This is a genomic window from Candidatus Enterococcus murrayae, from assembly GCF_017315985.1.
GTDB classification, from domain to species: Bacteria; Bacillota; Bacilli; order Lactobacillales; family Enterococcaceae; genus Enterococcus_A; species Enterococcus_A murrayae.
In genome coordinates this window covers 1-18,139 of the sequence record NZ_JAFLVR010000045.1, presented here as the reverse complement: position 1 = coordinate 18,139, position 18,139 = coordinate 1, and the positions used below count along the sequence as shown (strand labels likewise).

Below are 18,139 nucleotides of genomic sequence, written 5' to 3'. Positions count from 1 at the left end.
GTATTATTGATATGCTGTTGGTTTTGATCCATAGAAATATGAGCAAGAGTAATTTATATAATTTTATTGAAAATAAAAAATTAGAGAATAAAATTTTACTGAAGCCTTCATGGGCTTTTTTTATAAAATATATGATTTTCTATTCGTTATTTATTGATATAGCTGAAGTTGCTTGTATGCAAATGAGTTGGGAGAGATGTCATGAAAAAAATTTTATTGCTTTCTAATCAAGCAAAATATACTTATCGTTTAAGAAAAGAATTGGTCTTTGAACTAATAAATCAAGGCTACAAAGTAGAGTTGATTTGTCCATATGGAAAGGAACTCGATGCTTTTAAGACTAAAGGAGTCAGCTTGAATCATATATCTTTTGATGGTCGAGGAAAGAATCCTTTCAAAGAATTAATTCTATTTGCTCGCTTAATGTATATGATTTTTAAAATAAAGCCGGATATTGTTTTAAGCTATACAATCAAACTCAATATTTATGGGAATTTAGCTGCGAGATGTTTGAGAATTCCTTTTATTGCGAATATCACAGGCTTGGGGGAAGGTTTTTCTAAGAGTAAAAAATTAGAAAAACTTCTTTTAGCAATGTACCGTATCTCTTTTAGGAATGTTAGTCATATTTTTTTCCAAAATGAGAGCAACAGAAATTATTTTGAAGAGCATCGTATCCTTAGTGGAACTCATTCTGTTTTACCAGGCTCGGGAATAAATTTTGATGAATTTCCACTAACCCCCTTAGTTGAACGCAAGACAACGAAGGTACTATTTCTTTCACGTGTGATCAAAGATAAAGGAATCGATGAGTTTCTTGATGTTGCACAAAAGATTGGGACAACAAAAGGGATAGTTAGCTTTCATGTAGCTGGACCCATGGGAGAGGAATATCAAGAGACAATCACTTCCCATGTCGAACAAGGAAGTATTACCTATCATGGTGAAATTGACGATGTCGCGAGTTTTATTCAAACGATGGATATTGTGGTATCTCCCTCTTATCACGAAGGAATGTCTAACACCTTACTTGAGGCAGCAGCCATAGGCAGACCAATTATTACTAGTGATATAGCAGGCTGCAAAGAAATTGTTCACGAAGGGGTATCTGGCTACGTTGTTCCTGTTAGAGATACCGTTCGTCTAATGAAAGCAGTAACGAACATCCTTGCAGTTGATAAGGATGAATTGGAAGAGATGGGAAACTCTGGAAGAAACTATATTGAAAGAAAGTTTGATCGAAAGATTGTGGTAGAGAAATATCTGGAAATTATCCAGAAATACGTACAATTAAGAAGCGATTATGATGAGGAAAATTATGAAGAATTTGGTTCAGAAGCTTAAAAAAAAGGAAGTCGCACTTTCTGTTGTCGGCTTGGGTTATGTAGGGTTGCCAGTAGCATTAGAATTTGCTAAGCATCTAAAGGTTATTGGGTTTGATGTGAACAAAAGTAAGATTGAACAGTATCAACATGGGATCGATGTGACAAACGAAGTCGGTGATGACTGTATCAGACAAAGTTCTATAATGTTCACATCAGATGAAATACGATTGTCAGAAGCCCAATTTCATGTAGTGGCAGTACCTACTCCAATCAATAAGGATAAGTCCCCAAATCTGACACCTTTGAAATCAGCTACTGAAATTGTCGGTAGGAATCTAAAAAAGGGTTCAATTGTGGTGTTTGAATCAACTGTTTACCCGGGATTGACAGAGGAAATCTGTATTCCTATTCTTGAGCAATGTTCTGGACTCAGCTTTGGCAAAGATTTCAAAGTCGGGTATTCTCCTGAACGAATCAACCCAGGAGACAAAGGTCATCGTTTAAAAGAAATTACTAAGCTAGTTTCTGGCTCTGATGATGAATCTTTAGAAATAATAGCTGAAGTATACGAATGGGTGATCAAAGCTGGCGTATTTAAAACAGCCTCGATCAAGGTTGCTGAGGCTGCCAAAATTATTGAAAATGCACAACGAGACATCAATATTGCATTCATGAATGAATTATCGCTTATCTTTCATCGTATGGAAATTGATACTAAAGAGGTTTTGGAAGCTGCTAAAACGAAATGGAATTTTCTTGATTTTTCACCAGGTTTAGTTGGCGGACATTGCATCGGAGTAGATCCCTATTATTTAACGCATAGAGCAGAACAGTATGGATACCAATCCGATGTAATTTTAGCTGGACGAAAGATCAATGATAATTTAGGAAAGATGATCGCACAAGAAGCAGTGAAGGTACTCATTAAGAAGAATAAAAATTTTAGTGATGCGAAAATAGGTGTCTTTGGTATAACATTTAAGCCCAACTGCTCAGATACAAGGAATACCAAAATAATCGATATCGTTGAAGAACTAAAGGAATATTCTCTTGATCCGCTTGTTTATGATCCTGAGGCTGATTCTGAAGAGGTTAAGCGGGATTACGATATTGAGCTGGTTGATGAAACCGAAATGAATAATCTGGATGTTTTGATACTTGCTGTTGATCATGCTGTTTTCCAAAATAAACCTTTTGATTATTGGTTGGATCGTTTAACTACAACAAAAATCATTTTTGACGTAAAAGGGATCTTAGATAGACAAACAATGACGGCAGCTGATGTGGAATATTGGCGACTTTGAGAATTTCGAAGAAAGATATTAGTAAAATGAAAAAGAAAAAAATCATTTTTGTATTGCCTAGCCTAAGAATGGGTGGGGCAGAAAAAAATGCACTAAATATTATGAATCGACTAGATAAGCGGAGATACTCAGTGCATTTAATTTTGTTTGAAAAAACAGGAAGTTTGTTGAATGCACTGGATCAAGAAATCACGATTGAAGAACTGAGTGCAAAAAATAGAGTTGCAAAGGTAATCAATCTTTATAAAAAAATCGGTTCAATAAAACCAGATATTGTTTTTTCAGCAGTCATCAATGCGAATATTCTCACAGGGATCGTTGCACTGTTTTACAAAGATTGTCTTTACATAGGTCGCGAGACAACGGTCCATTCAAAATTACTTGAAAAGAACCATTTTTTGATGAAAAAAATCATTGTCTTATGGTACAAATTGTTCATTTCTAGATTAGATAAGATAATCGTTCAATCACAATTTATGAAGGATGAATTGATTTCTTTATTTCAATTAAACGTCCAAAAACTTATTGTGCTGCCTAATCCCGTGAACAAAATACTAGACAAACAAACAAGCACGAAGTCGGATAAAACAAGCGATCAAATTAAGCTACTATCAGTGGGAAGACTGGTTCCACTTAAACGGACACAGCTTTTATTAGATGTCATGAGTAGGTTAGATAATCAATACCAGCTGACTATTATTGGAGATGGGCCTGAAAGAGAGGAACTTACATCTGCTATTCACAAAATGAATCTAGCGGACAGAGTAACTCTTTTGGGTGAAGTTGAGGATCCTACAAATTATTATAATGAATCAGATCTACTATTAGTAGCTTCGGAATATGATTCTTATCCTAATGTCATTATGGAAGCATTGTCTGCTGGGTTAAGAGTTATCGCTTTTGATGTGCCAGGGGCAATTAAGGAAATATTGACTGAACCAGTAAGAGGGCGGCTAATTGCCGATAACGAAATGGCTTGTTATATAGAAGCAATTAAAGAAGAGAGTCAACATTCTTTCTCTTCAGAACGAGTAAAAGATAGTGTCAGTCACCAAAACTGGGATCAGTATATTCAAAAAATTGAACGTTTATTTGTTAGATAAGGAGAAATTTCATGCGATATCAAATAAATCTAAGAGAGCTTTTAGAAATTTTAAAAAAAGAAAAATTTCTTCTTCTTATAGGGACATTTCTATTCACAGGGATTGTTGTGATGGGAAGTGCTCTATTGGTAAAACCCGAGTATTCCGCTTCATCACAATTAGTGGGAGTACCTAATGTGACCAGTACAAATGAAATTAATGCCAATATTTTATCGGTAACGACGTTCAAGGATTTCACCAAAAGTACGATCGTTTTGGGAAAAGTTGCTGATGAATTAGGAAATAGAAATTACTCGATTGGCCAGCTAAGAGGCAGTATTGAAGTAAAGCAATCACCTAATTCACAGGTATTTGCTATTCAAGCGACAGCAGATACAGCACCGAAGGCCGAAACGATCGCGAATAAAACGGCAGAAGTTTTTCAACGAGAGGCAAAAGAGATACTGAAAAATGACTCGATCGCGATTGTTTCGCCTGCTGGAGAAGATACTAGAAAAATCTCGCCTAATTTGAAATTAGCGAGTGCTTTTGGTCTTGTGTTGGGGTTTGTAGTGATGGTGATTATTGCTCTGATTAAGGATTTCTTCAATGGAACGGTTAAGAGTGATTATTATATTGAAGAAACGTTTAATATCGTTCCTTTAGGCAGTGTCGGAAAAATTGATAAAAGAACTCGGCAAAGAATTAGTCGATTGAAATTGGAGAAATCCATTCATATAAGAGAAAAATAAAGAAGAGGTAGTTTAATGACGAATAAAGAGATTCCCCTAATGACTCTTTTTGCTAAACAGTCGTTGGTAGTGGAACAAATGCGTTCTATCCGTGCCAGTTTGAATTATATTACTGAGCGACAAGAGATCGCAACGATTCTTTTTTCTTCAGCAGAAATGAATGAAGGAAAATCAACAGTTGCTGCGAATCTTGCTACGTTATATGCCGAAAGTGGAAAGAACGTGCTATTAGTGGATGGTGATTTGCGTAATCCAAGTATCCATACAACTTTTCAAGTAACAAATGAATGTGGATTATCAAACTGGCTAAATGGAGAAACTCAAGATATAGAAAAAGCAATCCAAGAAACTGCAATCAATGGATTAAGTGTAACTACCAGCGGTAGTCTAAAGAGTGATCCAGCAACTTTGTTGGATTCAAGTAAGATGGACGACTTCCTTTTATTTGCAAAAGATCAGTTTGATCTTGTGATGATCGATACTACACCAATGACTGCGGTTAGTGATGCCCAAATCCTATCAGCAAAAGTGGATGGGACATTGATCGTAGTAAGGGAAAATGTCACCAAGAAAAAAGCATTGAAAAAGACATTTAACCTACTTCGGCTTTCTGGCAGTAATTTATTAGGAATGATCTATAATGGTGCAAGAAATTCTGTATATACAGGATACTATTAGGGAATGAAGATGAATTTACAGAAGGAAGATTTTTCATATAAGATATTCTATTTATATTTGATTTCTCTACTTTCATTGCAGATTGCGAATGCCTATCAATTCTTACAAAGCTATTTTCTATATGGCTTTATATTTTTTAGTGCAGTATTCATCTTGAAAAAGGGATGGGCTGAAATGAATTATTTTTTTGTCAGCTACGGACTTTTCTTTCTGTATTGTGCCATTGAATCAATTTTTGTAAGAAATACCCGAACTTTAGGTTTTTTATACGATCTCTTTACTTGTTTGATTATTGTATTTCTAATAATTAACGTAGTCGAAACAAGAGAACAATTAAAAAAAGCCTTTTATGGCATGATCATTGGAGCTGTCATATTTTCTATTATTATTTTTTCTTACTATGATTTTAGTTTTGCAAAATTGGCCCAAGATGCTGCCTCAGAAATGCGTATCGGTCATACTCTGACAAATCCGAATTTTATTGGTATCGTTTGTTCTTATGCAGCTTGTGTCGCGGTCTTTCTGATTTTTGAAAATTTGGACCAAAAAAGGTATTCACTGGTACTTTTTCTATTAGCCAGTGCTCTATTTTGCGGCTATTTTGCGTTTCTATCTGGTTCTAGAATGACTTACCTGACTTTATTTGTAGGTGCGATGATTCTGTTCCTGATAGAAATTGTTCCGAAGCTGACCCTCAAAAGAGCAGTTGTCTTTATCAGTATGATCTCAATAGTTCTATTTCTGTTTTTCCATTTAGAGGCCTTTAGCTTGAGTCGCCACCGAATGATGCAGGCATTTTTGCTGCTAAATGGGGAAGGAACAAGTGAAGGATCGATGAATCATCGGAAACTTCTGTTAGAAGAAGGGCTAAGGCTTTTTTCAGAGCATCCTTTTTTTGGTAACGGAGTGGACGCACTACGAGAAATAGCAGGATACAATGCACATAATAATTACGTAGAAATACTTTCAAATAATGGAATTATCGGTTTTGCTTTGTATTATTTTACATACTTGGTCAATTGTCTTATGTTACTTAAAGTGAAAAAGAAAGATAGTTTGTATTCAATCATGCTATTCACCATGATTTCGCTGATTGTAAATGAAGTCGCGCAAACCACTTATTATGATCGTTTTTCACAGGTAAAATTGGCTTTAGTCAGCTGTTATTTAGTCTTAGAGTTTCAAAAGCGAAGGAATAAAGAATATGTATAAAAAAATAGCTCTTAGAAATATCAGCACAGCATTGATTTGGCAAGTGGCTACCATGATTAGCGGCTTGATCCTGCCAGGCTTGATCATTAACCATTATGGATCTGAAATCAATGGTGTCGTTGTTTCGATCACTAGTTTTTTAAGCTATATCACACTACTGGACTCTGGAATGGGTGGGGTGGTAAAAGCGGAGATCTATTCACCTTTGGCACAGCAAGACTGGAAAAAGGTATCTGCTATTTTAGTAAATGCAAGACACTTCTTTCGAAAAATAGCCTATGTCTTTTTGGTTTATAGTATCTGTCTTTCTGTTGTTTTCCCAAAGATTACCGATACATCTATTGACGCTAAAACCCTTTTTTTCTTGACGCTTATTTTAAGCCTGTCACTTTTTGCGGAATACTATTCCGGGTTAGTAAATAGGTTGCTCATACTAGCAGATAAAAAGCATGCTTTTTATAATATTTTACAGAGTATGATAGTGATTATGAATTTGATTGTATCGATGATAATGATTTACGGACACCGTTCAATTGTAGAAATGAAGCTATTTAGCGCTCTTGTTTTTTTGCTTAATCCTTTTATTCTTTCGTATTATGTTCGAAAAAAATATGAAATTGACTATCACGTAAAGTCTGAAACAGACTTCTTAAAGCAGAAGTGGGATGGATTAGGTCATCATATTGCTAACATGTCTCGTAATACTATCGATATATTTTTGTTGACGATCTTTTTCTCAGCAAAGGAAGTATCTGTCTATTCTGTCTACATGATGATTTTAAATATATTGAGTAAACTATTGTCCATTTTTATAAACGGATCAGAATCTTTTTTTGGGGAACTACTTTCGACAAATCAGATGGAACGTCTAAAAAAATACTTCTCCTTTTATCAGTTTTGGTATACTGCGGCAGTTTTCATTTTTATGACGACTACCATCGAAGTAATCACAGTCTTTTTGGAAATCTATGTTCGACAGGCGGCTAGTAGAGGGTATTTAAATCCGTCGTTCATGGTATTGATCACCGTGGCACAACTAGTTTATTTTATTCGATTGCCATTTATGAATCTTATTTTTGCAAATGGACGCTACAAAGAGACCAAACGGTATGCGTTTGTTGAAGTAGGGATCAATATTCTTTGCTCGGCGATTTTTTTACGTTTTTGGGGGATGGCTGGATTGGCTCTTGGTACCTTATTGGGTTCAATCTATCATTTGGTAAAGGTGATCGTCTTCTTCGAGCGATTCTATTTTAAGGGGTTGTGGAGAAAACAACTCCTACAATTCATTTTGTATACAATAGTAGGAGGATTGTCGATCGTTATTGTTTCTCGATTTATGATCCATACTGATCAATTACATATATGGTTTGTTTTAGCGTTGATTGTTTTCATCTTCAATAGCTTATTGTTTATTGCTCTTAGTTTTTGTTTTTTTCCTCAAGATAAAAAAAAGCTTTTTAATTTGTGTTTTAATAGAAGTTTTCGTGTTAAGAAAGGAACCCGTCATGATTGATACAAAGATTTTGAGAGACTCACGATTCTTGGTTACAGGAGGCGCAGGTTTTATTGGTAGTAATTTATGTGAGAGGCTCGTCGAAAGTGGTGCTAGCGTCCATTGCTTAGATGATTTATCCACCGGGAAAATAGAAAATATTGAACACCTATTGGACAAAGAAAATTTTGAGTTTATCGAGGGCTCAATTGTAGATTACGATACTTGTTTAGAAGCAGTAACAGGAATCGATTATGTCCTTCACCAAGCTGCTTCGGGGAGCGTCCCAAGAAGTATGAAATATCCGTTGCTTTATGAAACGGTGAATATACAAGGAACACTAAATATGCTGGAGGCCAGTTCAAAACAAAGGGTGAAAAAATTTGTTTATGCCTCTAGTTCTTCTGTTTATGGAGACAGTTCTGCATTGCCTAAAAAAGAAGGAGAAGAAGGAAATGTTCTTTCTCCTTATGCTCTAACGAAAAAAGCCAATGAACTATACGGTAAATTGTATGCGGATATTTATGAACTTCCTACTGTTGGACTAAGGTATTTCAATGTTTTTGGTAAGCGCCAAAATCCTAATGGTCCCTATGCGGCTGTTATCCCAAAATTTATCGAGGCTTTTTTAAGAAATGAAGCGCCAATAATTAACGGTGACGGGATGCAGTCACGCGATTTTACTTATATTGATAATGTTGTGGAAGCCAATATTCTAGCTGCCTTGTCATCAGAGAAAACCGCTGGAAAAGCTTATAATATTGCATCTAAAGGTCAGGTAACCTTGAACCAATTAGTTGAGTTGCTCCAACAGAAATTAGGCTGTGGAGATATAGAGATCAAGCATGGTCCAGATAGAGCAGGAGATATTAAACATTCTTTTGCAGATATTGGGTTAGCAGAAAACGAGCTTGGTTATCGACCAACCATAACTTTTGAGGAGGGACTAGAAAAAGCGTTGCACTGGTATAAAAATGACCAGACGTGAAACACGCCATTTGTTTTATAAGATTTTTTCTTTTGAAAGGCTGATAAAATGAGTAAGCCAGTAAGAATTTTGCAAGTAGTCAATCGTCTTGATGTCGGTGGTGCGGAAACGTTCATTATGAATGTCTACCGCCAAATGGATAGAGAAAAAGTCCAATTTGATTTTATTGTTCATGGAGCCAAAAAAGGGATGTATGTTGAAGAAGTCGAGCAATCAGGTGGTCGAATCTTCCAAGCACCTAATTTTAAAAAGAAACATCTTTTAAGCTATAAAAAATGGTGGCAGCTATTTTTTTCTAAGCATCCGGAGTATAAAATCATTCATAGTCACATCCGAACGACCACACCCATCATTTTTTATGTAGCGCGTAAAAATGGCTTAATGACAATTAGTCACAGTCACAGTACTTCAAATGGGCATGGGATTAGACAAAAAGTGAAGGGACTAAGCAACTACTTTACAAGAAACTTGAGCGATTTTATGTTTGGCTGCAGCGATGAAGCGGGAAAATGGATGTATGGGAAAAAGGCGATACGATCCACAGACTATCAGACATTGAGCAATGGAATAGATCTTGGCAAATTCCGGTTTGATGAAAAAAGCCGTGAGAAGATCCGTACGGAATTGAATGTGAATGATACATTTCTTTTAGGCCATGTGGGTCGTTTTGCGGCAGTCAAGAATCAACGTTTTTTGATAGAGTTATTTCCTGAAATACTGAAATTTCACCCAAATACCAAATTGATTTTTCTAGGTTCCGGCCCATTGTTAGAGGAAAACCAATTATATGTTAACGAAAAAGGTCTACAAGACGACATTCTTTTCTTAAATAAAAAGTCGAATATCAATGAATATATGATGGCTATGGACCTATTTTTATTTCCTTCATTATACGAGGGACTACCTTTAGCGCTAATTGAAAGTCAGGCGACTGGACTTAGGAGCGTTGTATCCGATAAAGTCACGTCAGATGCTGATCTGACAGGATCGATATCCTTTTGTGATATCACCGATAAACAGCAGTGGTTGGAAACGATTAAACATTCTATTAGCACTAATTATCCTAGAAATACTCAAGCTGAAATATTGAGACAGCACGGGTATGATATAAAAAGGACAGCGACTACTTTGCAGGAGTTATACTTGAATTTGAGTGTAAAGGAATGATTTTAAGAATCATTTTTGTACGTTCATAGTATCTCGCTTGCTTAGGACTGCGGTGCAAAAAGCTACGAAAGTCTTTCTAAGAAAGGGGCTTCCGTAGCTTTTTATGTGATCGAAATTTAGCTTTTCGAAAACTGTGCTTCATATAGTTTCTTATAAAATCCGTTTTTCTGCAGCAACTCTTGATGGCTGCCGATCTCAACTATACTTCCATGATCCAATACCAATATTTGATCCGCGTTTTGGATCGTTGATAATCGGTGGGCGATCACGAAGCTTGTATGGTTTTTCATCATCGCCAGAAACGCATTTTGGATTTTTTTCTCAGTTAATGTATCAACGGAGCTGGTGGCTTCGTCAAGGATCAGCATAGACGGCTGACTGATCATAGTTCGAGCGATCGTCAATAATTGGCGTTGCCCGTCAGAAAGCTTGATCCCAGCTTCACCTACAATCGTATCTAATTTATCCGGCAACCGCAGGACGAAATCATACATATACGCATCTTTTAGTGCCGTATAGATTTCTTCATCGGTTGCTGTTTTTCGGCCATAACGTAAATTTGCACGCAGGCTGCTGTCCATCAGCCATGTTTCTTGCAATACCATCCCGAATTGTTGCCGCAGACTATCGCGAGTCAGATGGCGAATGTCTGTACCATCAATCGTAATCTTTCCTTGATCGACTTCATAAAAACGCATCAAAAGATTCACTAGCGTGGATTTTCCAGCACCAGTTTTTCCGACGATGGCGATGGTCTCTCCAGGTTCGACGGTCAAATTAAAGTTTTCAATCAAACGTTGATCTTTTTGATAGGAAAAATCAACGTGCTCAAAAATGACTTTTCCTTTTGTCTCGGTCAACGTGATCGCATCTGGATCATCCGCCTGCTCAATCGGCTCTTTCAGCAATTCAAAGGACCGATCGAGACCGGCGATCGCTGTTTGAATCTGGATCGTAATCCCGGAAAGTTCAATGAATGGTTTGGTGAACTGGCTGGAATAAATCGTGAAGCTGGAAATAATCCCGATTGTTACACCACTATCAGAGTTTAAGGCTAACAAACCACCCACAAGCCCTACCATTAAGTAAGCCAAGTGATCAACAAAACGCGACGAGGGATTCGTTAGAGAAGAAGCAAATTGCGCTTTTTGCCCACGAACATAAAGCTCTTGATTTAACGCTTCAAAATTTGTTTGGTTTTGACTTTCTCGTTGGAAAGCCTTGACGATTTTCTGATTTCCCACCATCTCGGTGATGAAGCCGGAGATCGAGCCGACTAGCTGCTGCTGGCTGGTAAAGTATTGCTGAGAAGTACGAGCCACGACATAAGTGAGCAAAAAGATGATCGGTGTCGCCACCAAAACGACTAATGTGAGCATTGGGCTGAGATACAGCATAAAAACTAATGCCACTAAAACGACGGTCATTCCAGAAAACACCTGATTAAAGACTGCAGATATGGCGGTGGAAATATTATCCATATCGTTGGTAAAGCGACTAACGATATCACCTTTGGAGCTTTGATCGTAATAGCTCAGCGGTAATTTATTCAGATGGGTAAAGGTTTCTTCCCGTAATTTGGCGACTGAGTCAAAAGCTACGGTATTACCTAAACGTTGAATGAAATATTGGCTAATAACTGTGACCAAAAAGATACCAATAAACAGCTGCAGAATTTGGAAAAGACGAGTAAAATCAACGGCTCCCTGATTGACCATTTGATCGACAGCTACACCGATGTAGTATGTCATCATTACCGAAGTGATCCCACTAGCGATACCTAAAATGATCGCGGCAATCAATTCTTTCGGATATGCGGCTAGGTAAGGAATAAACAGTTTTAGTGAACGGAAAAAATTCTTTTTCTTGATCATTGGGTCGTCCCGCCTTCCTCTTGAGATTCGACCAGCTCTTGATAAAGCTTGGATTCCTGCAGAAGGATGTCGTGTTTTCCTTGAGCCGCAATTTTCCCGTTATCCATCAATAAGATCGTTTCGGCGTCTTGGATCGAGCGCAAGCGTTGGGAAATAATAATGACACTGCAATCTAGATCGCGTTTTAATGCTTGGCGTAAATCGAGGTCTGTTTGATAATCCAAGGCTGACAAAGAGTCGTCCAAGATCAGCAATTTCGGTTTACGAATCAATGCACGAGCAATGGTCAAGCGCTGGCGTTGTCCCCCAGAAAAGTTTTTCCCATTTTCCAAGATCGGCGTATCTAACCCCTTTGGCAAAGTTTCGACAAATTCACTAGCCTGTGCGATTGTTAGGGCTTGCCAGCATTCACCGTCGGTTGCGTCAGCTTTGCCCCATTGCAGGTTTTCGCGAATTGTTCCGCTGAATAGTACGGCAGTTTGCGGGACAAGGGAGATCTCAGAACGCAACCGTTCTAATTCCCAGTCTTTGACATCACTACCGGCAAAGCTGACGCTTCCTTTAGAGGCATCATAAAACCGTGGAATCAGACTGATCAACGTAGATTTTCCACTACCCGTTGCACCTGTGATACCAAGAATTTTATTTTCGGCTAAAGCAAAAGAAATATCCTGCAAAGCGAGTCCGGACTTTTCTGTATAACGAAAATCCACCTTATTAAAATCGATCAAAGGGGCCTGTTCGTCTGTCTGCTGAATTGTACCTTCGTCAATTAGGATCGTATCTGTCGCAAACACTTCGTTGATCCGATTCGCAGATGCTGCCGCTCGGGTGAAGAGTACGACTAAGTTTGAAACAACGATCAAAGCTAAAAGCATTTGATTCATATAATTGATCAAGGCCAACACTTGTCCTTGCTCTAAATAACCGATATTGACCTTAAATCCGCCGAAATAAAGCAGCGCTGCAACACCAGCATTCATAATGAGTGTTGTACTAGGGGATAGAAGGGCTGAAATATTTGCTACTCGCTGATTTAAACGGGAAATGGTTTCAGCTTCATTCTTAAAATGGTTGGTTTCGGTCTTTGTCCGAGCAAATGCACGAATGACACGAACACCACTCAAATTTTGTGTAACTAATTGGTTCAACTGATCTAGCATTTGTTGGATTTTTTTATACAGCGGGACAGAATAATGAATAATCAAAAAAAGAACCAGACAAAAAAGCGGTAATAGGATCAAGAAAATCAAACCCATCTGCCAATCAATATAAAAAGCCATGATGACTGAACCGATACTCAAGAAGGGAGCGCGAACAACTAGACGGATCAACATCGCCAGAGCTCCTTGCATTTGGTTGATGTCATTGGTCATACGAGTAATCAGGGTATCCGTGCCAAACCGATTCAACTCGTTATGGGAAAAGCTGTTAATTTTTTCCATCAAACGATTTCGTAAGACTGTTCCGAACCCTTGTGAGGCGATTGATGCATAGTACTGACAGATCAGAGCACAGAGCAGCCCGACGATCGATAGACCTAACATGGCGACAGTCATCTCAATCACCTTTCCTTGATCATGGCGAGCAATCCCTTCATCGACCAATCGCGCCATAAAGAGAGGCAGAATCAGTTCAAAGACTGCTTCTAAGAATTTAAAAAAAGGACCAAGGATAATCTGTTTCCGATAATCTTTAGCGTAACGTAAAAGCTGAAACATGTAAGTTCCTCCAATTATATAAAGTAGATAATGTGCAAAATAGGATTGCTTCTATTGTACCGTATTTGTCAAACAAGTCCGAAACATATACTTAAAAAGAATATCCTGATGAACGGAGAGAAAGGTATCTTGAAACAGAGGGACTTGTTTGGCAAACAAAAGAGCAACAGAAGGAATTCTGCTGCTCTTTCGTAGTTATTCTGCTGTGATTTGTTCTCGCTGTTTTGAGAGATTACTGATCATTTCTTGGATCCATTGGGCGCTTTGCGTCGTTAAGAAGGGATCAATGACTACGACAGGATAATCATCCGGCAAGCCTTTTGAAGCGCCTGTTGTGATTAAGCAGTCGTAATTATCTAGTTCCTTCCAAAGATTGGGAGTACCACCTGATAATTGCTCGAAAAGAACGATTTCGAAATTGCCATAAATAGTATCGGAAATCTGTTTTGCAAGAAAGCTTTCTTCGGTTGGCGTCAAATCAGATAGTAATAAGACTTTTAACAAGGGATCTTGTTCAGCAAGCCACTCTAGACTATTTACTTCGGTCGTGACCAGTAAATAAACATAGTTTTGAATGAAATCCTCTTCCTGATACATATGGTATTTGGTGACAAAACGTTCTACGAGGTCTCTAACTTTTTGCACTCCTCGTCGGTATACGCTAGATACTTCTTGGAGAAAAACAGAGCGATTACGCCATAAGACTCCGATGTATTTTCCATTTGGCTCACATAGATAAAAATCATTGTTCAGTACAGTAGCCAAATCAAGTCGATTCAATTTGGTTAGACGATTTCCTAGTAATTGATTGAATTCTTCCGCTAAAGAATAATGCTGCATAAACAGTCTTCTATATTTAGGATTTTCTGCTAAAGCGACTTCCCGATGGAGCAGACTGAATACGATAGAATCTGAAAAAGTCAGCCACAATGCGTCCCGCAGCATTTCTGGTGTAAGCTCTAAATCTACGCCATCTCTAACGGCTTGTTGCAGCATTTTATAGGAAAGTGCCATCGGTAGAAGGATCTTTTCAGTCCTTAACTGCTCCTTTGGAAAAGTATGGCCGCTTTTAATTCGCCAAAAACTGATATACATGCTGTAAATCAGCCGTTTTTGGAAAATATATTTTTGATGGATGCCATTCATGTCTACAAAGTCCTGTACATACCGTTCAATAATATGGTAATGAGCGGAGGGTAATTTTGGTAGGGTACTTTCAAAAGCACTTTGCCGTTCACTATAAAAACGATAATAAAAGTTTCGAATCTCACCCTCATCACCCTCTATTCGCAGGGGCCGATAACAAAATTTCATTCCAGCTTCCGTTAAGGTTTGTTTGATCTTTTTTAGATAGCGTTGAGTGTTAGAGGAGCTCAAATACAATTTTTTCGAGAGCTCATTGATATTTTCGCACTCCTCGTATAAGAGCTCTTCGATAATCTGAAATTCCGGACACATGTTCAAAAAATTAGCATATAAATTTCCTAAGCTCATCGACTTATCTATGACAATGCGATAGAGACCTTTTATTTTAATAATTTGAAAATTGGGTCTGTCTGAATTGATCAATTCGATGTCATTTAATAAAATCGGCAACGAACAATCTAGTTCGTCTAGTAATTGGTCACTAGATAGGCCGTCTCGGTGATAATACAAATGCTCCAGTAACAGTAGTCGCCGTTTGTTGGTCGTTCCTAAAACCCCGCGGAAATCCATCGTCACCCCTCCTTTGAAAAACTTATTGTGCAGCATATAAGCCATTTTGATAAAAGATGAAACCTATTAATAAAAAGGGAATATCTATAATTTTTTTATTTGATGAATGACAAGAATATAGTGAAGGAAATCATATAAATAAAACGTTTTCTATATAAAAATCATAAGGCTAAAATGTTCTAAAGACAAGTTTTTATTGATTTATTGTTTCCATTTAAGAGATAAGAAGAACCTTTGTTTAGTAGTTTATTTTGGTTGCAGTGGAAATAAACGGCGAAAAGTCAGCAGAGAAAAATGACTTCTGAAATTTTGTATGACTAAAACGTTGGAAGAATACTCATGAAACTGGTATTTTTTTGCTATCCATGGAATAATTAGGCACAAGTCTTAAACTTAATTAAGGGAGAGAGAAGATGGAAAAACTTTTTACGATTGTTGTGCTATTATTTTTTTGCTATTCATTTATTGGCTGGCTGTGGGAGACGATTTACTGTTCGATCAAAGCGAAGCATTTTGTTTATCGTGGATTTCTATTAGGACCGATTACACCGATTTACGGTTTTGGGGTCGTTGGAGTACTCTATTTTATTGAACCGTATCAGCAGAATATCGTGCTGCTGTTTATCTTAGCTTTGATTCTAGTAACTGCATTAGAGTATCTTACAAGTTTTCTATTAGAAAAGATTTTTCATCTGACGTTGTGGGATTATAAAGAGGTCCCATTGAACATTAATGGGCGGGTTGCTGTACCTGTATCTATTTTTTGGGGTCTTGCCTGTATCTTTATCGTTCGTGTCTTAAATCCTTATCTAATGGGGTTAATCTTCAATTGGCAACAACGTTTTGGCATATTTTTACCAATGATTTTATTGATGGTTACTAGCTTTGATCTAGGGTTTACATTGGCCAACCTAGCGTCATTACGTCAAGCCATGAACAAGATGAGTACGACGATTCAAGAGAAAAAGGAACAATTGCAAACCGATCTTGGGGAATTAAAGGTTGCTGCAGAAGAACGTCGTCAAGGCTGGATGACAGAAATCAAGGAGCAGCCAGAGTGGCGTAAACAATTGCCAAAACTGAATTTTCAAGAACGCCGTTTCTTGAACAGCTTTCCAAATATGAAATCAAAGGAAATCAAAAGTCCATTAACGGAGATTCGTCAACTGGCGAAAGAGCTACGAAGAAAATAATATTACAAAAATATGACAAAAAGATAGTCCCTTTAATACTTGAGGAGACTATCTTTTTTCTGCAATAAAAAGAAAATAAAACAAATGTTACTAAAACGCGCTTTGTTTTGTAATGAAATGTAATGCTTCTGAAACAAAAAGGCCCTCTTTTTTTCGTATAATAACGAAGGGTAAATAGAAAGGTGGACTTTTAAGTGAGAAAGCAAATGTTTGGGTTCGTTGCCACGCTAATGTTGGGTGCTAACGTACTTTTACCAGTCTTTGCACAGGCAGAGTCACTGAATGAGTTAGACAAAAAAGAATCTGCGATCACTCGTCAAAGCGACAAAATCAGCGGAGAGTTGCAAATTGCATTGAACGATGTCAACGAGAAGTATCAAGAGGTCAATGACATTCGGATAAAAATCAGCGAGAATGAAGCAACTCTAGAAAAAACCAAGACAGAGATTACTGACACTGAGAAGAAAATCGAACAGCGAAAAGAAGCGATCGGCGAACGAATGAAAAACGCACAGGTCAACGGAATGACGGATCGTTCAATCAATGCATTGTTAGAGTCAAAAGATCTTGGTGAATTTTTGAATCGTGCGTTTGCGATGTCCGTCATCCAAAACGCGGAAAAAACAAAAGTTGCCAGCTTAGGTGAAGCCAAAGAAAAGTTAACTGAGCTGAAAGCAACACAGGAAAAGACACAAGCCCAATTAAAAAAAGATAGTCAAAGTTTAGAAGCTGAGACGACTAAGCTGGATGATAAAATGGCGAACTTAAAACAAGAGCTAGCCAATAATAAAACAAGCTTAGAGAAAATCAGTCAAGATAAAGAAGTAGAAAAAGCAAGACAAGCTGCAGAAAAAGCCCAAAAGGCCAAAGCAGAAAAAGAAGCGAAAGAGGCCGCTAAAGCAGCAGAAGCAGAAAAAGCGGCACAAGCCGCAGCTGCTCAGGCAGAAGAAAAAGCCAAAAATGAAGCTGCTTCACAGGCTTCGGCACAATCATCAAAACCTGCTGCGTCAGCTTCAAGCTCACAGCAATCAACAACAACACAAACAAGTGAGCAGCCAAAACAAGAACCAGTAAAACCTGCTGAGCCAAGCACACCGACAACGTCTGGTCGGACAATGCAGATGGAATCAACTGGCTATTCATGTGCTGAATCAGTCAATACGTACTTCACCGCAATGGGCATTGATTTGCGTCAAAATCCGCAAGTTGTCGCGGTTGATCCAAGTGTTATCCCGCTAGGCTCAATGGTAGAGGTGTCAGGATATGGTATCGCCATTGCTGGAGATACTGGTGGTGCGATCAAGGGGAACATCATTGATTGCCATTTCCCAACTGTTGAACAATGTATCCAATGGGGACGCCGTTCTGTAACAGTAACAGTTATTAGCTAAAAGTTTAAGCATCGATTGAAATCTGTTGATTTTGATCGATGCTTTTTTGTTTGATGAGCTGAAGTTATCCATACTTATATTAATTGTAGGAATACGCCAAATAATGACGGAAAATCATTTGGTAATATTATAATAAAAGCATCTACTTTGTTTATAAAGAAGATGTTTTTGTTACTTGTTTTATTTAGGGTAAAAGAGAATTTTATGCGAATATAAATATCATAGTCTTATAAAAAACTAG

At 37.7% G+C, this 18,139-nt stretch carries 15 protein-coding genes; 12 read left to right on the top strand and 3 right to left on the bottom strand.

The features are described 5' to 3' along the window. From JZO85_RS17350 to JZO85_RS17305, 10 genes are all read left to right on the top strand, one after another. Nucleotides 1-227, top strand: a 227-nt coding sequence (locus JZO85_RS17350) for a hypothetical protein (protein WP_207109776.1), incomplete at its 5' end; no start/stop codon positions are given. Beyond that, nucleotides 202-1,344, top strand: a complete 1,143-nt coding sequence (locus JZO85_RS17345; RefSeq protein WP_207109775.1) for a glycosyltransferase family 4 protein — start codon at nucleotides 202-204, stop codon at nucleotides 1,342-1,344. The genes JZO85_RS17350 and JZO85_RS17345, both read left to right, overlap by 26 nt. Beyond that, entirely contained in the window at nucleotides 1,319-2,629 is a 1,311-nt protein-coding gene (locus tag JZO85_RS17340; RefSeq protein WP_207109774.1) for a nucleotide sugar dehydrogenase, read from the top strand. The genes JZO85_RS17345 and JZO85_RS17340 overlap by 26 nt, the downstream gene beginning before the upstream one ends. 26 nt (nucleotides 2,630-2,655) lie before the next feature. Further along, nucleotides 2,656-3,732 (top strand): glycosyltransferase, encoded by a 1,077-nt coding sequence (locus JZO85_RS17335; RefSeq protein WP_207109773.1) that lies wholly within the window; start codon nucleotides 2,656-2,658, stop codon nucleotides 3,730-3,732. A gap of 11 nt (nucleotides 3,733-3,743) precedes the next feature. Then, nucleotides 3,744-4,463: a YveK family protein gene (locus JZO85_RS17330; protein ID WP_207109772.1), complete on the top strand. Its 720-nt coding sequence runs from the start codon at nucleotides 3,744-3,746 to the stop codon at nucleotides 4,461-4,463. Between the two features lie 15 nt (nucleotides 4,464-4,478). Beyond that, on the top strand, nucleotides 4,479-5,141 hold the full coding sequence (locus JZO85_RS17325) for a CpsD/CapB family tyrosine-protein kinase (protein WP_207109771.1): 663 nt from the start codon (nucleotides 4,479-4,481) through the stop codon (nucleotides 5,139-5,141). Between the two features lie 174 nt (nucleotides 5,142-5,315). Next, the gene (locus JZO85_RS17320) at nucleotides 5,316-6,353 is read left to right on the top strand and encodes an O-antigen ligase family protein (protein WP_207109770.1); all 1,038 of its coding nucleotides are present in this window, start codon (nucleotides 5,316-5,318) and stop codon (nucleotides 6,351-6,353) included. Further along, on the top strand, nucleotides 6,346-7,869 hold the full coding sequence (locus tag JZO85_RS17315) for a polysaccharide biosynthesis protein (RefSeq protein WP_207109769.1): 1,524 nt from the start codon (nucleotides 6,346-6,348) through the stop codon (nucleotides 7,867-7,869). Before JZO85_RS17320 ends, JZO85_RS17315 begins: the two co-directional genes overlap by 8 nt. Then, nucleotides 7,862-8,836 (top strand): SDR family oxidoreductase, encoded by a 975-nt coding sequence (locus JZO85_RS17310; RefSeq protein WP_207109768.1) that lies wholly within the window; start codon nucleotides 7,862-7,864, stop codon nucleotides 8,834-8,836. Before JZO85_RS17315 ends, JZO85_RS17310 begins: the two co-directional genes overlap by 8 nt. 48 nt (nucleotides 8,837-8,884) lie before the next feature. After that, nucleotides 8,885-10,003: a glycosyltransferase family 1 protein gene (locus JZO85_RS17305; protein WP_207109767.1), complete on the top strand. Its 1,119-nt coding sequence runs from the start codon at nucleotides 8,885-8,887 to the stop codon at nucleotides 10,001-10,003. A 116-nt stretch (nucleotides 10,004-10,119) separates the two neighbouring features. Here JZO85_RS17305 and JZO85_RS17300 read toward each other — a convergent pair whose 3' ends face one another. From JZO85_RS17300 to JZO85_RS17290, 3 genes are all read right to left on the bottom strand, one after another. Next, complete coding sequence (locus JZO85_RS17300; RefSeq protein ID WP_207109766.1) at nucleotides 10,120-11,877, bottom strand: ABC transporter ATP-binding protein; 1,758 nt, start codon at nucleotides 11,875-11,877, stop codon at nucleotides 10,120-10,122. After that, nucleotides 11,874-13,598 (bottom strand): ABC transporter ATP-binding protein, encoded by a 1,725-nt coding sequence (locus JZO85_RS17295; RefSeq protein WP_207109765.1) that lies wholly within the window; start codon nucleotides 13,596-13,598, stop codon nucleotides 11,874-11,876. The genes JZO85_RS17300 and JZO85_RS17295 overlap by 4 nt, the downstream gene beginning before the upstream one ends. Nucleotides 13,599-13,793: 195 nt before the next feature. Continuing rightward, nucleotides 13,794-15,314 (bottom strand): AcpB/EbpR/MafR family transcriptional regulator, encoded by a 1,521-nt coding sequence (locus JZO85_RS17290; protein WP_207109764.1) that lies wholly within the window; start codon nucleotides 15,312-15,314, stop codon nucleotides 13,794-13,796. Nucleotides 15,315-15,727: 413 nt separating this feature from the next. Here JZO85_RS17290 and JZO85_RS17285 point away from each other — a divergent pair, with 413 nt between their 5' ends. Next, nucleotides 15,728-16,507, top strand: a complete 780-nt coding sequence (locus JZO85_RS17285) for a putative ABC transporter permease (RefSeq protein ID WP_207109763.1) — start codon at nucleotides 15,728-15,730, stop codon at nucleotides 16,505-16,507. Nucleotides 16,508-16,701: 194 nt separating this feature from the next. Next, nucleotides 16,702-17,898 (top strand): 3D domain-containing protein, encoded by a 1,197-nt coding sequence (locus tag JZO85_RS17280; RefSeq protein ID WP_207109762.1) that lies wholly within the window; start codon nucleotides 16,702-16,704, stop codon nucleotides 17,896-17,898. Nucleotides 17,899-18,139 lie beyond the last annotated feature (241 nt).